We start from the raw sequence: 14,477 nt of genomic DNA, 5'->3' as shown, positions 1-14,477 counted from the left end.
AAAATCTGAAAGGGTTTTTTATTTATAAAAAGTCTTTGACTTCTTCTAACTGTTTAATAACAGGAATATCTGTTTCAAAGTTTTCGTCCAAGGTATCAAAGAAAATAACCTTCATTCCAAAATCTTTGGCGCCCAAAGCGTCAGCAATCCAGTCGTCACCAATAAGAATGGATTCTTCCTTCTTCGCATCGGTGATATCCAAACAGTGTTGAAAAATTTTGGGATTAGGTTTTCTAACTCCGACATCATCTGCGCTGGTTACCGTTTCAAAATATTGTTCGATTTTACTTCCTTCAATTTTTCGATGCGTCACTTCCTTGAAGCCATTGCTTATAATATGCAGTTGGTAGTCCTTTTCCTTCAAGTAATCCAAAAGTTCTATGGTGCCGGGAACAACCTCATTAAATTCTACAATTTCGTCCAAAAATCGATGTTCAAACTCTTGAGAAAGCTCGAAATCATCAATTTCAAAAGCTAAAAAAGAATCATAGAAACGATGCTTCCGAAGGTAGTCTTTATCAATTTCTCCATCTCGAAGCCTTGCCCAAAGTTCTTCATTAATCCAAAAGTACTCTTGATAAAAAGCATCGAAAGAAATACTGTATTTATCCTCGACTTTATAATCTACAAAAAGTTTCTGAAGTGTCAATTTGGCGTTCTTGCGGTGGTCCCACAAAGTATTGTCCAAATCAAAAAAAATGTGCCTTAGGTTACTATCCATAAGGCACAAATTTAAGTAAATAAAACAGTTTTTTAATTAATTCTTACTGATTAAAAGATTTCTCTTTTTTGACTTAACCACTTCAACTGACTTGGAAAAGTCCAAAATAAACTGAATGGTTTGTTTTCTTGGTTTCAAAAGTTTTTTGTTTAAAGTATCATTCTTTCTCATAGGCGATTCTTTTAAACTTTAAACGCAAACTTTTTCAAAATATTATCTAGTCAGAATAATATTATTGTCTTCCATAATTTTTCTCAGATTAATCAACGCATATCTCACTCTTCCCAAAGTCGTATTGATGCTGCATTCTGTCTGCTCTGCAATTTCTTTGAAACTTAATCCATCAAAAAACCTCAATCGAATAACTTCTTGTTGGTTCTCTGGAAGATACACTAACATCTTCATCATATCGTCATAGATTTGGGAAGTAATTAGTTCCTCTTCTATGTTTTCAGAAGGCTCTCTTACCAGATCAAATATCGAAAACTCTTCGTCGCCGTAAGTACAGTCTGTAACTTTTTTATGTTTTGATTTCTGACGAAAGTGATCTATAATCAAATTATGAGCAATTGTTTTTGCCCATACTATAAATTTACCCTCTTCATTATATTTACCAGCTTTTAGCTTAATAATAATCTTGATAAATGTATCTTGAAAGATATCATTTGCTAAATCGTCGTCTAAAATTTTGTAAAAAATAAATGAGTACAAATCCTTCTGATAACGATCTACAAGCACAGCAAGTGCATCCTCGTTTCCACCCTGATATTGGGCAATAAGCGTACTGTCGGTTAGTGATTTCATAACTTTACTTCATTTTTAATTTGACATACCCTAACTAAGAATTTAGGACTTGGTAACTAATCTATCTATCAAACTGAAGTAAAATTATGCTATAGGCGTGATGTTTAATTTTGTGTAAATATAGTCCTTTTTTTCAAAACTCCTAACAAATACGAGATTTTCAGTAATTTTTTTGACCTATTTTAGCAAAAAGTATTAATTATTCTATAATTCGCAATTAAAATTAGTTGAATTATCCCTTACACCTTTAAGAGACTAATCTATAAAAAATATAAACGGATAAGTATAAAAATTAGAAAAAAAAGGAAAATATTACTTTTGAAAAGCAACCGTTGGAATATTAACTGTAAAATTAAAGTTGAGTCCTTTTAATTGCTTTCCATTAACTCCATGGTCGCCAAAAGGAAAGGCATAACCTGCGGCTAAATCAACAATTCCAAATAAAGAAACTCCTATTTTGGGAGAAGCATATTTACTCGTCACTTCGCCCCCTGCAAGAAAATAGTAGGAATGACTGATATCAACATTCTTTTCAGAATTCAATAAAACTTCTCCTTGTACTTTTGGAATAACTGCAAATTTGCTGTGCACAGACCCCATCATTGCAGAAGCTCCCAAACGAAAAATAAAGTCATCATTTTTAAGAAACAACACCTTACCTCCTATCTCACCAAAGCTTTGATTTTGATAAACATATCCAGCGGTAACCATAGGATACTTAGTATATTGCGATTGAAAAAAGGGAGTCATCGCTAAAAAAAAGAATAATACTAATATAGGGGTTCTCATTAATGTTCTCAAATATTCTCTAAAGTTAAATAAAAAAAACTGCATGTGATGTTCATGCAGTTTTTATAATTCTTAAAGTCCAAAAGACTTTTTGATATCATCTACCCGATCTAGCTTCTCCCAAGTGAAGAACTCCAGATTTTCGATAGTCTTTTCGTTATCTTTTCCTTTATTAAAAGTCTTGTTTCCAACATAATAATCTCTTCCCATGTGACCATAAGAAGCCGTTTCTTGATAAATTGGATTTCTTAACTTAAGATTTTGCTCGATTGCATACGGACGAAGGTCAAATAACTCCTCAACTTTTTTAGCAATCTCACCGTCATTGAAAGCAACTTTACCAGTTCCGTATGTGTTAATATAGATACCACAAGGTTTAGAAACCCCAATAGCATAAGATACCTGTACCAAAACTTCATCAGCAACTCCAGCTGCAACTAAGTTTTTTGCAATATGTCTTGCTGCGTAAGCTGCACTACGGTCAACTTTAGAAGGGTCTTTTCCAGAAAAAGCTCCACCTCCGTGTGCTCCTTTACCTCCGTAAGTATCAACAATAATTTTTCTTCCTGTCAATCCTGTATCTCCATGAGGACCTCCAATTACAAATTTCCCAGTTGGGTTAATATGATACTGAATTTTATCGTTAAACAAAGTCTGAATTTCAGCCTTTTGTTCAGCTTTAACTCTTGGAATTAATATTTCAACGATATCTTTTCTGATTTTATCAAGCATTGCTTCATCACTTGCAAAATCATCATGTTGAGTGGAAACAACAATTGAATCAATTCTCAAAGGCTTATGATCATCAGAGTACTCAATAGTTACCTGAGACTTAGCATCAGGACGAAGATATGGAATAGTACCTGTCTTTCTTAAGTCCGAAAGATGTCTTAAGATAGCATGCGCCAAGTCCAAGGCAAGTGGCATATAATTCTCGGTTTCGTTAGTTGCATAACCAAACATCATCCCTTGATCTCCTGCTCCTTGTGAATTAGCTTTAGCTTCAAAATCAACATTTGCAGAAGCTCTATCAACTCCTTGATTAATATCTGGTGACTGCTCATGAATTGCTGAGATTACTCCACAAGAATCTCCGTTAAACATGTATTCTCCCTTGGTGTAACCAATTCCGTTGATTACATCTCTTGCAATGGTCTGCACATCAAGATATGCTTGAGACTTAACCTCGCCTGCAAGTACAACTTGACCAGTTGTCACCAATGTTTCGCACGCAACTTTGGATTGTGGGTCATAAGCCAAAAAATGGTCGATTAATGCATCGGAAATCTGATCCGCTACTTTGTCTGGATGTCCTTCAGAAACTGATTCTGATGTAAATAAATATGGCATAATATTATTTTTTGCCAAAAAGAGAAATGAAACTGAAAATCAGAAAACTAAAATTTCGAAAATCTGTTTTAGCATTTTTTTCTGAGGTTGCAATCAAGTCAAATTTCTCCTCTTGAAATTATTTGGTCTGCAAATTTAAGGACTATTTTCAAAAAACCAAGTCAAATTATTAAAATTGTTTCGATTTTAGCTAATTTACTCTGGCCTTATATTCACATAATCCTCTGGTGCCCTTTCGTATAGCAGTCTTCCCTTGAGAGAAGCTCTAATATGTGCTACCAATTCGTCAATGATTTTTTGTTTATAAGTTGGTTTATAATACACAATACTTATTTCTCTGAATGGAAACGGCTGTTTGAACCTGGAAACGCGTGTCTTCTGATTCTTGCCCAATAATTCAACTGCCATTTCTGGAAGAATAGTAATACCCCCCATTTGGTCAACCAAATGAACCAAAGTATAGACATTAGATGCTAAAAACTCAAGATTTTTCGGTTTTTGCTGATGCTCCCTAAGATTACATATATTTTCGAACTGTGTACGAAGGCAATTCCCCTCCTCCAAAAGCCAAACTTTCTCCGGAGAAATTTCTTGTGGTGCGACATATACATCCTTTCCTCCCTTAATTTCGGAAGAATACACCATCAACTCTTCATTGAAAAGTAGTTCATTGAAGAATTCCTTCGCGTCCGAGTGAGGTGTAGCGATTATTCCGGCATCTAGAACGCCAGACTTGAGAGACCTTATAATACTCTCGGTGGTCATCTCTTTGATATTCATCGAAATTTTAGGATTTTTCTGTAGAAATGGAAAAATCTCTGTTGATAAAATATTACCGGAAACAGTAGGAATAATCCCCAAATTGATATTACCTCCAACAACATCATTAAGTCCGTCCGCAGTTTTCTTTAAGTCATTGACAGAATCAATGATTGACTCTGCCTGCTTAATAATTTGCACACCCGCATCAGTAGTCCTGATTGGATGAGAAGTCCTGTCGAAAATCTTAACCCCTAATTCATCTTCTAATTTCTGCACCATTGCACTAAGAGTCGGCTGAGTAACGAAACAAGCTTCAGCGGCTTTTCGGAAATGTTTGTACTTATCCACCGCAATAAGATATTCCAGCTGTTGAATATTCATCGTAATTTATGTTATCTATCACAAAGATACTTATTTAATCCGAAAAATAACTTTAAAATATTAATGTCACAGAGCGATTTCGTATATTTGTACAGTTTATCTTAATAAAATGGATTCTAAAAAGCTTACTTCCGCTTCTGGTGCGCCGTACTACGAACACCAAGACTCTCAGACCGCAGGACCGAGAGGACCTGTTTTGCTTCAAGATTTTATTTTACAGGAGAATCTTGCACACTTTGTAAGAGAAAGAATTCCAGAAAGAGTAGTTCATGCTAAAGGAACTGGCGCTTATGGAACTTTCACTGTGACTAGCGATATATCGCAGTATACCAGAGCCAAATTATTTTCGAAAGTCGGTAACCAATGTCGAATTTTCACAAGATTTTCAACGGTCGGCGGCGAAAAAGGCAGTGCAGACACCGCGAGAGACCCTAGAGGTTTCGCAGTTAAATTCTACACAGAAGAAGGAAATTGGGATTTAGTTGGAAACAACACGCCTGTCTTCTTTATTAAAGACGCTAAAAAATTTCCGGACTTTATTCATACCCAAAAAAGACATCCAAAAACCAACTTGAAATCAGCGACCATGATGTGGGATTATTGGAGTCTTAATCCAGAGTCTCTTCATCAGGTGATGATATTGATGTCAGATAGAGGCACACCTTCTGGCTATCGCCACATGAATGGTTATGGCTCTCATACTTTTTCAATGATTAATAGCCACAATGAAAGAGTTTGGGTAAAATTTCATTTGAAAACTAAACAAAGCATCAAGAACTTCACCGAAGAAGAAGCTATTAAAGTTGCTGGTGAAAATCCTGATTTCTCTCAAGAAGACCTAGTCCAAGCCATCGAAAATAACGAATTTCCAAAATGGACAATGTACATCCAAGTGATGACAGAAGACCAAGCAAGAGAGTATCGTTGGAATCCCTTTGATGTAACCAAAGTTTGGTTTCATGAGGATTTCCCATTAATTGAAGTTGGAGAACTCGAACTTAATGAAATACCGAAAAATTATTTTGCACACGTAGAACAAGCTGCTTTTTCGCCTAGTAATTTAATTGACGGAATAAGCTTTTCCCCTGACAAAATGCTTCAAGGAAGACTTTTTTCATATCCTGATGCACACCGATATCGTCTTGGTGCAAATTTTCACCTTTTAGATGTTAATCGATGTCCATTTGGCGTCAACAATTATCAACGGGATGGAGTGATGGCAGACGCAAAAGACTATGAAGACGCACCTAATTATTATCCTAACAGCTTTGATAACATAAAACCCGATAGTCATTTCAAAAATTTTGAATACGACCTTGATAGCGACCAAGTGAGAAACTTCAATCGCAACGAGAATGATGATGACCACCACACTCAACCAGGACTTTTGTACACAAAAGCAATGACCGAGCAAGACCGCCAACACTTGATTGCCAACATCATAAGCAGCATGAAGAAAATTGACGGTCCAAAAAGAGACGAAATCATCAATCGCCAACTTTGTCACTTCTTCCGCGCTAACATCGAAATGGGAATGAAAGTAGCTTTTGGGCTACAAATTAATATTGACGCAAACACTATTAAACACGCAAACACGTAATCACTATGCAATTAACATAATATTTTTTCGCTTTTTTTAGTGAACTTTTATTAAAAGTTGTATCTTGCATCAGTTTCACAACAAATTATTTATGATTTATAGCAACATTTCTATAAATAAAGAGGATTATACCACTATTATTACCATCAACCGTCCAGAAAGCCTTAACGCACTGAACGGGAAGACTATATCAGAACTCAGTTCGGCTTTAGATGACCTTAGAACTAACGAGACATGTCGTGTGATTATAATAACAGGAAGCGGACAAAAATCCTTTGTTGCCGGAGCAGACATCAAAGAATTTGCTGACTTTGATGTAGAAAAAGCAGAACAATTGGCTAGAAACGGCCAAAATTCTCTTTTTGACAAAATAGAGAACATGAACAAACCCGTCATCGCTGCCGTTAATGGGTTTGCGTTGGGTGGAGGATTAGAACTTGCGTTGGCTTGTCATATCCGTTATGCATCAGAAAATGCAAGACTGGGACTTCCTGAAGTAACTTTAGGTCTCATTCCTGGTTATGGGGGAACTCAGCGTCTACCAAAATTGGTGGGAAAAGGTTGGGCAAATGAAATCATTTTTTCAGCAAAGATGATTCTTGCCGACAAAGCAAAAGAAATAGGGCTTGTCAATGAGGTATATCCTCAAGAGACTTTATTAGAAAAAGCAAAAGAATTAGCAAAAACAATATCAAGAAACTCACCGATGGCAATAGCGAAAGCAATTGAAGCGGTACAACTATCCGACACCGATAAAGGTTTTGAAAAAGAAATCGTATCCTTTGGACAGTTGTTTGAAATGGAAGATAAAGCAGAAGGAGTTGCTGCTTTTTTAGAAAAACGAAAACCTGAATTTTAGTACAAATTATCTTATTTTTGGAACATAATAGTTTGAAACATAATAAATTTGACATCGCGTACTTAAAGATGGCTTTGGAATGGGCCAAACTTTCGTACTGTGAAAGAAAGAAAGTAGGAGCATTAATTGTAAAGGACAGAATGATTATTTCTGATGGTTACAATGGGACTCCTTCTGGATTCGAAAACAATTGCGAAGCTGAGGACGGCTCTACTCATTGGTATGTCCTACACGCTGAAGCCAATGCGATATTAAAACTTGCAAGTTCCACGCAATCTGCAAAAGGAGCTACATTGTATATTACACTGTCTCCCTGCAAAGAATGCAGTAAATTGATCCTCCAATCCGGAATTTCCAGATTGGTTTATATCAATGAATACTCCGATGATGATGGAATCTCATTCCTCAAAAATCACGGAATTGATATCACTAAAATACCAGAAAATGAATTAGTATAAAATTATTACAATAAAAAAACACAAAAACACAAAAATGACTAACTGGGACGAAAGCATAAAGGACTTCGAGCAATATTTGAGGTTCGAAAGGAATTTCGCAGACAATACTTTAGATGCCTATTTAAGGGATATAGAAAAACTTAAAAAATACGCGGAAAAAGAGTTAAAAATAGGTCCTGCTGAGATTTCTTATCAACAACTTCAGGACTTCATCTACGAACTATCCAAGAAAAAATTCAGTGAGCGAACTCAAGCGCGATGGATCTCTTCCATTAAAGCATACTTCAAATACCTATTAGAAGAAGAGTTTCGTGAGGATAATCCATCAGCTTTATTGGAAGGTCCTAAATTAGGATTGTACCTTCCAGACACCCTTAGCTACAACGATGTAGAAACCATCGTAAAAGCCATTGATACTTCAACAGATTTAGGAAAAAGAAATGAATGTATGATTGAAGTACTCTACGGCTGTGGATTGAGGGTTTCCGAACTTATCGAAATGAAAATTTCTGATATCAACTTCAAAGAACAATACCTTAAAGTCAACGGAAAAGGAGAAAAGGTCAGATATGTTCCTTTAGCTACTTACACCATTGACCTCATTAACAATTATATCCAAACGGTACGCTCTCTTAACAAGATCAAGAAGAAAAGTGAAGATGTGTTATTCCTTAATACAAGAGGATCTGCCATGTCTAGAGTAATCGTATTTATTATTATTAAGGACCTTACTCAGAAGGCTGGAATTAACAAAAATATTTCTCCGCATACCTTCAGACACTCCTTTGCTACTCATTTGTTACAGAATGGAGCCGATCTTCGGTACATTCAAGAAATGTTGGGACACTCAAGCATAACGACCACAGAAATCTATACTCACTTAGAGACGGAAGAATTGCGTGATGTTATCCTCAACTACCACCCGAGGAATATTACAGAAAAATAAATGAACGAAAATTTCAAATTTTGCCCAAATTGTGGGTCAAATTCTATCACTTGGGACAATGAAAAAAAATGGCATTGTCCCAAGTGTGATTTTACACTATTTCATAACGTAGCCGGCGCTGTCGCTGTTATCTTAAGTCATCAAGACGAAATCTTCCTTACTAGAAGAAACCAAGAACCAGGAAAAGGAAAACTGGATTTACCAGGAGGTTTTGTTGACCCCAAAGAGTCAGCTGAAGACACTTGCGCAAGAGAACTTTGGGAAGAATTGAAAGTACAATTCAAGGCAGAAGATTTCAATTATCTTGGAAGTCTTCCTAATGTCTATCAATACAAGCAGATTAATTATAATACGATTGATTTATTCTACGAATCTAGATTAAGGGAAAAATTTAACTTTGACCCAGAAATTTCTGAGATTTCGGAAGGCGTATGGATTACAAAAGAAGAGATCAACCTAGATGAAATTGCCTTTGATTCGCAACGTCAATTTTTAAAAGAATTCTTGAAGAAATAAAACTATTTCGACTTATCCATTTCTTTTAAAATCGAATCAAAATAATCAATAAGCTTCTTTCTATCAGACGAAGAAAGCTTCGCCTCTTCATGGTAAACTACATAACCTGCAAGTGGCATTTCTTGACTTTCTAATTCTTCCATCGATTTTTGAAGGACGTCTCTTTTGAGCTCGTTGTTATATTTGCCCCAAACGGAAAAATTTGCGTGCTTACGACCATCATTGATGTGGCTTTTAATTGACCAAGAAATCGGTGCTACATAAGCATAGTTGGGATATTTAGTTTCGTAAGAATGACAATCATAACAAGCGTTCTTCAATAATTGTTGAACATCTTGAGGAGTATTGTTAACTTCTACAAAATTAAGTTTGGAATCCACGGGAGGATTAACTCTATCCACAGGAATAAACTGGATTACAATCAAACCCAATATTACGTAGAGCAAAATTCTATATACTTTTTTCATTATCTTGTTAAAGTTCCTGGACTTAAGACCGCCTTATTGTCAATCGCATTCTGTCGATCACCAGGTTTATTCTTATTTTTATCTCCGTCCTTAGATGTTGATTTAGCTTTCAACTTTGGATCCAAAGCTTTACCATCTGTAAAATCCCAATCTTCATTAACCTCCCACATCGATTTGATAGTCACAATTTTATAATATACAGCAGCTGGTTCCGCAAAAGTCCTAGTCTCGAAATCCGCAGGATCCCAATACCCATTTCCATTGGTATCTACCATCATTTTCACATAATAATCACCTGGCTTTATCAAGCTAAATTTAACTTCCTTTGCATTGGTAAACTGCTCATAAACAACTTTTTCTGAACTGTCTAATAACTGAAACCAAAATTTTCCATCAGGCACATTTTGAAGCACCATTTTGAAGCTTCCATAATTCTGTATTTTATCTCCTTCGAAATCAAATCTTTTTCCAACTTTATTACTGTCGTAATAGGAATGCACACTTTCTTTAGGAACGGTCAATTGATACTTCTCGCCCTCTTTGAAATCGGACTTTACATATACTTCATAAGGATTAGTCTCTGAAATTCTTGCGGTAAAGCTCTTATCCGTCAAACTATCAATCTTTAAAGACCATTTTTCAGGTTCGATTTTAGAAATAATATAATTAGAAGCAAATTTGAACTCAGTTTCCGGCGCCAACAAATTTCCTTGTGGGTTAGATATCTCCATTTCATCTTTCTGATTCTTCTTATAAAATAGTGAAACCGTATCCGACTTAGCACCTGTAGCTTGATAACTGAATTTAAGATTTTCACTTCCATTCATTCCTACATCCGAAGCTTTCGCATCAAACCAAATTTTGATAGAGTCAGAATACGGACGATGACTAACCTTGAAATCTTGAAGTTTTTCGGACAAAGATTTAATTTCAACCTCTTTTGGATTTCCCTCCATCAAGAAAAGGACTCCTCCTTGAGACTCTTTAATTTCCTTCTCCTTAATTGGTTTTTTGGAAGGGAAAAGATTGACCTTCATTCTGGAAACAGCGCTATCTAGCTTGATGGGAGCTTTCAAAAAACCTACCTTCTCTTTACCAAAATCATACACAGAATTACCATTATCATCCTGAAAAGCAAGAAGCTCGTAAGAACCTCGACCAAGATAATCTAATTCAAAATAGCCGTCCTCATCAACTCTTGAGATATAGTAAGGTTTGTCTTTAAAATTCATCGAGTCCTTTACTTGATAAAGACCAACTACATTACTTACTTTGGAATCCGCAGACTTTTTGATTTGTAATGCATCGATTAAATCACCACTTACAAACAAAGAGTCTAACTTGTCTCCTGTTGAAAATGCAAAATTATAGTAAGGCAAAACATTACCTTCATTAAGGTCCTGAATCGAATTACCAAAATTAAAATTATACGTCGTATTAGCTTGAAGCGAATCCTTCCACTGAATTGATACAAACTTAGTAGCCAAATTAGTAGGTAAAATCTTATTGTATTTAATCGGTGGAGAAATAATAAGATTCTTCTGAATATCCTTCAAAGTCACATATTCGTTAAAGTCAATTCGAAGTTCTTTCAAATCCTTAGAAACCTTAACTCGTGTCGAGTCGATGTTAGCTCCAATCATTACTGGTGCAATCGTATCTTTTGCACCACCGTTTGGCGACCCAATTCTTGCACAGGATATTAAGATAATTGATAATAAAAACGGAAGAAAAAATCTTTTCATTAAAGAAGTTTGGACAAATTTAAAGATTATTCCGCAACCATTGCAGAATCACTCCCTGAATTTTCTCCTGACAATGAATCTTGCTCTCCCATTGCTTTCTGTAACTTTTCGGATTCTACAGGTAAATCTTCGAATAACGAGGACAGAGCCAAAGCCGAATAAGGACCTCTAGAAAACTTGTTCCCAATCGCAACAATGGTCACTTTAGAATTTTCCAAATGTCCAAAAACCGAATTGGTACCGTGCCACCAACCTGTATGATAAACCAGCTTCTTTCCATCATCAAAAATCTTCATACGAAAACCAATTCCATAGTTGTTAACTCCAGGCTTTTCGTTGCTATATGGAACAAAAATCATATCCTGAAGGTCTTTTCTTAGGAAATCCGGAGAATATAGCGCCGTCGAAAATTTAAGCAAATCTCTTGGCGTCGAATAAATATTCTTGTCACCATAAACCAAGTCCAAACGGTCAAAAGGATAAACTCGCTCCCCTCTATTGTAAAAAGACCGCGCAGCAGTTTGGACATCCTTTTCTTGAAACACGTAAGTATGATCCATCTTCAAAGGCTTGAAAAGTATGGTTTGCATCGCCTGTGGAAAAGGAGTTTGGGTAACCTTCTCTATAATTAAAGCCAATAAGGCAAAATTAGTGTTACAATACATGAAACCAGTTTCAGGCGCCCTTGCAGCCTCAGGCTTGTATTGAATCATCAAGTTAAGTACATCTTGATTTGTAAGAAATGGTTTTGTCAATTCTTTGGGTTGCGGCTCGATGTGGTCAATAAAATGCTCGTACTTTGGAAGTCCACTTCTTTGAGTCAATAAGGATTTAACAGTAACTCCTGAATAGGGAAATTTTGGAAAAAATTTAGAAATAGGGTCATCTAAGGAAATCAAGCCTCCTTCGACAAGCTTCAGCGTTGCCATTGCCGTCAAAGTTTTACTGATAGATGCCAAATGCAAAGGAGTGTTGGCGTCAATCGGTTGCTGATGTCCATCTTGTGCAAATCCCCTATAATTCTCATAAAGAATCTTGTCTCCTTTTGCTACCAAAAATCCTCCCCATAGATTACCTGCTTCCCAAATATTGTGATAATAATCTTTAATAAATGTTACAACAGAATCTTCGTTAGCAAGTTTTCGATCTTCATCAGTGAAAACTTTTTCTAGGTCAACATTCTCAAAATTAGGAAGGTCACGAGCAACCTCACCACTAGAAGTTTCCTTTTTACAACTCGAAAAAGTGACCAAAAGTAACAGCAGAAAAAAAACAGAAATCCTTCTCTTCATTATTAAAAATTAAAGCGAAGCAAGATAATCATTTCTGAAAAGTTAAAAATAATGACAAGATTATTTTATGTTTTTTTTAACATAATATAATAATGAATTCAACTAAATCGCAGAATAACATCAAGCAAATTGATCTACAATTTTATCTACAATAACTTGGGCTAATTTTTCTTTACTTTCATGAGTCCAACCCGCAATATGAGGCGTAACAATGGCCTTATCGGACTGAAGAAGGAATTCTAAATCATCATTTCCACTGGAATCACCCGAGCCTGTAGCGTCAATATTTTCAAACGAGGACTTTTCATATTCCAAAACATCCAAAGCTGCTCCTTTAACTTTACCTCCTTTAATAGCTTCAACTAAATCTTTCGTTCTTACGTTTCTTCCTCGTGCTGTATTAACAAAATAAAAGTTCTTTTCCATCGAGTCAATAAAGTCTTTATCAACGAGATAATCTGTCTCTGGGGTAAGCGGAACATGAAGGCTCAAAATATCAGCTTCTTTCTGTAACTCCTCTAAAGTAACCTGCGTTGCAAATTCATCCGAAAGATTAGGCAAAATATCGTAAAAAATCACCTTGCATCCAAAACCCGAAAGTCTTTTCGCAACCGCTTTTCCCATATTTCCGTAACCGACAATTCCAAAAGTCTTACCCAGAATTTCATCACCCCGGTTTTCTTCTCTTTTCCAAATTCCTTCTTTTACTTCTTGCGAAGCAATAAAAAGACGATTCATTAGAATCAGAAGCATCCCAACCACATGTTCTGCAACAGCATCTCTATTTCCTTCGGGTGAATTTATCAAACTTATTCTAAGCTCCTTCGCTACTTCAACATCAATATTCTCCATCCCTGCTCCCACTCTTGCAATAAACTTCAAATGCGATGCTTTGCGCAAAAAATTTGCATCCAAAGGAATTCGGCTCCTAATGATAATTCCATCATAAGAATTGATTTTCTCAAGAACTGCATCATAGGACGAAGAATGGTCCTCATCTACTAAAAATCCACTTTCCGAAAGTTGCTTCGAAATAAGGGGATGATTTTTATCTAATTGGAGAATTTTCATATTCAAAAATAAAACTTAATAAAAGAATGTTATTCTGAGTACAGACTAAAAGTCTGCGAACGAAGTTCAGAAGTGAAGCCAAAGAATCTAAATACATCGTGCAGACGCTTCCTTCGTCAGCATGACACTGTTGTTTTTATTCAATTATCGTATCTCGAAAACATTATAGTTTTTCTAATTTAGGAATAATTGTGGTTAAGACTCTTGAAAAAGCTTCTTCAACTCAACAGAGTCCGCTGCTTTCATGCGTCCAGAAAGAATCAATGACAGCTCTTTCCTCCTCAATGCTGCGGCAAAACGCTCTTTTTCTTCATCTGTTTCAGGAATCAATTCTGGAATTGGCACAGGTTTATTGAACTCGTCTACAGCAACAAAAGTATAAATCCCTTTATTGGTCTGAATTTTTTTCTTCATAATTGGATCGTCCAACCATACATCAACATAGATTTCCATCGAAGTAGAAAACGCACGAGACACTTTGGATTCTAACACCACCACTCCTCCTTCTGGAATCGGATGGTCAAACGAAACGTGATTAACAGAAGCCGTTACAACTCTTCTTTCGCTGTGTCTTGCAGCAGAAATAGATGCACATCTGTCCATCTTGGACAATAATTCTCCCCCGAATAAATTTCTTAAAGAATTGGTCTCATTCGGCAGGACGATATTCGTCATTACGGTAAGCGATTCAATCGCTGTTTTGCTTTTACTCATGG

The 14,477-nt window shown here is 36.0% G+C and carries 15 protein-coding genes; 5 read left to right on the top strand and 10 right to left on the bottom strand.

Annotation, left to right across the window (positions count from 1 at the left end; genetic code table 11):
- Positions 1-22 precede the first annotated feature (22 nt).
- From AC4AGG_RS01050 to AC4AGG_RS01030, 5 genes are all read right to left on the bottom strand, one after another.
- Positions 23-721: a YjjG family noncanonical pyrimidine nucleotidase gene (locus AC4AGG_RS01050; protein ID WP_489770113.1), complete on the bottom strand. Its 699-nt coding sequence runs from the start codon at positions 719-721 to the stop codon at positions 23-25.
- A 213-nt stretch (positions 722-934) separates the two neighbouring features.
- Positions 935-1,525, bottom strand: coding sequence for an RNA polymerase sigma factor (locus tag AC4AGG_RS01045; RefSeq protein ID WP_489770112.1), 591 nt, complete (start codon positions 1,523-1,525; stop codon positions 935-937).
- A 312-nt stretch (positions 1,526-1,837) separates the two neighbouring features.
- Positions 1,838-2,359 (bottom strand): hypothetical protein, encoded by a 522-nt coding sequence (locus tag AC4AGG_RS01040; RefSeq protein WP_489770111.1) that lies wholly within the window; start codon positions 2,357-2,359, stop codon positions 1,838-1,840.
- A 27-nt stretch (positions 2,360-2,386) separates the two neighbouring features.
- Positions 2,387-3,664, bottom strand: coding sequence for a methionine adenosyltransferase (metK, locus tag AC4AGG_RS01035; RefSeq protein ID WP_489770110.1), 1,278 nt, complete (start codon positions 3,662-3,664; stop codon positions 2,387-2,389).
- A 195-nt stretch (positions 3,665-3,859) separates the two neighbouring features.
- Positions 3,860-4,807 carry a LysR substrate-binding domain-containing protein gene (locus AC4AGG_RS01030; RefSeq protein ID WP_489770109.1) on the bottom strand — a complete coding sequence of 316 codons (948 nt, stop codon included), beginning with the start codon at positions 4,805-4,807 and terminating at the stop codon, positions 3,860-3,862.
- A 109-nt stretch (positions 4,808-4,916) separates the two neighbouring features.
- On the opposite strand from AC4AGG_RS01030, the gene AC4AGG_RS01025 reads away from it, so the two are divergent.
- From AC4AGG_RS01025 to AC4AGG_RS01005, 5 genes are all read left to right on the top strand, one after another.
- Entirely contained in the window at positions 4,917-6,407 is a 1,491-nt protein-coding gene (locus AC4AGG_RS01025) for a catalase (protein WP_489770108.1), read from the top strand.
- A gap of 91 nt (positions 6,408-6,498) precedes the next feature.
- Entirely contained in the window at positions 6,499-7,266 is a 768-nt protein-coding gene (locus AC4AGG_RS01020; protein ID WP_489770107.1) for an enoyl-CoA hydratase-related protein, read from the top strand.
- 17 nt (positions 7,267-7,283) lie between these two features.
- Positions 7,284-7,724: a deoxycytidylate deaminase gene (locus AC4AGG_RS01015; RefSeq protein WP_489770106.1), complete on the top strand. Its 441-nt coding sequence runs from the start codon at positions 7,284-7,286 to the stop codon at positions 7,722-7,724.
- Positions 7,725-7,758: 34 nt separating this feature from the next.
- Positions 7,759-8,670 (top strand): site-specific tyrosine recombinase XerD, encoded by a 912-nt coding sequence (gene xerD / locus AC4AGG_RS01010; protein WP_489770105.1) that lies wholly within the window; start codon positions 7,759-7,761, stop codon positions 8,668-8,670.
- A complete protein-coding gene (locus AC4AGG_RS01005; protein ID WP_489770104.1) occupies positions 8,671-9,186 on the top strand; it encodes an NUDIX hydrolase in 516 nt (171 codons plus the stop codon).
- Positions 9,187-9,188: 2 nt separating this feature from the next.
- Here AC4AGG_RS01005 and AC4AGG_RS01000 read toward each other — a convergent pair whose 3' ends face one another.
- The 5 genes from AC4AGG_RS01000 to AC4AGG_RS00980 all read right to left on the bottom strand — a co-directional run bounded on the left by AC4AGG_RS01000 (position 9,189) and on the right by AC4AGG_RS00980 (position 14,475).
- A complete protein-coding gene (locus tag AC4AGG_RS01000) occupies positions 9,189-9,653 on the bottom strand; it encodes a heme-binding domain-containing protein (protein WP_489770103.1) in 465 nt (154 codons plus the stop codon).
- Positions 9,653-11,398, bottom strand: coding sequence for an Ig-like domain-containing domain (locus tag AC4AGG_RS00995; RefSeq protein WP_489770102.1), 1,746 nt, complete (start codon positions 11,396-11,398; stop codon positions 9,653-9,655). The genes AC4AGG_RS01000 and AC4AGG_RS00995 overlap by 1 nt, the downstream gene beginning before the upstream one ends.
- Positions 11,399-11,424: 26 nt before the next feature.
- Positions 11,425-12,690 carry a serine hydrolase domain-containing protein gene (locus AC4AGG_RS00990; protein WP_489770101.1) on the bottom strand — a complete coding sequence of 422 codons (1,266 nt, stop codon included), beginning with the start codon at positions 12,688-12,690 and terminating at the stop codon, positions 11,425-11,427.
- 120 nt (positions 12,691-12,810) lie between these two features.
- Positions 12,811-13,761 (bottom strand): 2-hydroxyacid dehydrogenase, encoded by a 951-nt coding sequence (locus tag AC4AGG_RS00985; RefSeq protein ID WP_489770100.1) that lies wholly within the window; start codon positions 13,759-13,761, stop codon positions 12,811-12,813.
- Between the two features lie 195 nt (positions 13,762-13,956).
- Positions 13,957-14,475: an acyl-CoA thioesterase gene (locus AC4AGG_RS00980; RefSeq protein WP_489770099.1), complete on the bottom strand. Its 519-nt coding sequence runs from the start codon at positions 14,473-14,475 to the stop codon at positions 13,957-13,959.
- Between the last annotated feature and the right edge of the window lie 2 nt (positions 14,476-14,477).

Source organism: Chryseobacterium sp. CG10_8, assembly GCF_058117085.1.
The sequence above is the reverse complement of the archived record's forward strand: the minus strand, read 5'-3'. Positions and strand labels throughout refer to the sequence as shown.

Bases quoted from the DNA above. Each gene is read 5' to 3' on its own strand.
- AC4AGG_RS01045 (WP_489770112.1), bottom strand. From the start codon at position 1,525: ATGAAATCACTAACCGACAGTACGCTTATTGCCCAATATCAGGGTGGA.
- AC4AGG_RS01005 (WP_489770104.1), top strand. From the start codon at position 8,671: ATGAACGAAAATTTCAAATTTTGCCCAAATTGTGGGTCAAATTCTATC.
- AC4AGG_RS01025 (WP_489770108.1), top strand. From the start codon at position 4,917: ATGGATTCTAAAAAGCTTACTTCCGCTTCTGGTGCGCCGTACTACGAA.
- AC4AGG_RS00985 (WP_489770100.1), bottom strand. From the start codon at position 13,761: ATGAAAATTCTCCAATTAGATAAAAATCATCCCCTTATTTCGAAGCAA.
- AC4AGG_RS00990 (WP_489770101.1), bottom strand. From the start codon at position 12,690: ATGAAGAGAAGGATTTCTGTTTTTTTTCTGCTGTTACTTTTGGTCACT.
- AC4AGG_RS01050 (WP_489770113.1), bottom strand. From the start codon at position 721: ATGGATAGTAACCTAAGGCACATTTTTTTTGATTTGGACAATACTTTG.
- xerD (WP_489770105.1), top strand. From the start codon at position 7,759: ATGACTAACTGGGACGAAAGCATAAAGGACTTCGAGCAATATTTGAGG.
- AC4AGG_RS00995 (WP_489770102.1), bottom strand. From the start codon at position 11,398: ATGAAAAGATTTTTTCTTCCGTTTTTATTATCAATTATCTTAATATCC.
- AC4AGG_RS01000 (WP_489770103.1), bottom strand. From the start codon at position 9,653: ATGAAAAAAGTATATAGAATTTTGCTCTACGTAATATTGGGTTTGATT.
- AC4AGG_RS01020 (WP_489770107.1), top strand. From the start codon at position 6,499: ATGATTTATAGCAACATTTCTATAAATAAAGAGGATTATACCACTATT.
- AC4AGG_RS01040 (WP_489770111.1), bottom strand. From the start codon at position 2,359: ATGCAGTTTTTTTTATTTAACTTTAGAGAATATTTGAGAACATTAATG.
- metK (WP_489770110.1), bottom strand. From the start codon at position 3,664: ATGCCATATTTATTTACATCAGAATCAGTTTCTGAAGGACATCCAGAC.
- AC4AGG_RS00980 (WP_489770099.1), bottom strand. From the start codon at position 14,475: ATGAGTAAAAGCAAAACAGCGATTGAATCGCTTACCGTAATGACGAAT.
- AC4AGG_RS01030 (WP_489770109.1), bottom strand. From the start codon at position 4,807: ATGAATATTCAACAGCTGGAATATCTTATTGCGGTGGATAAGTACAAA.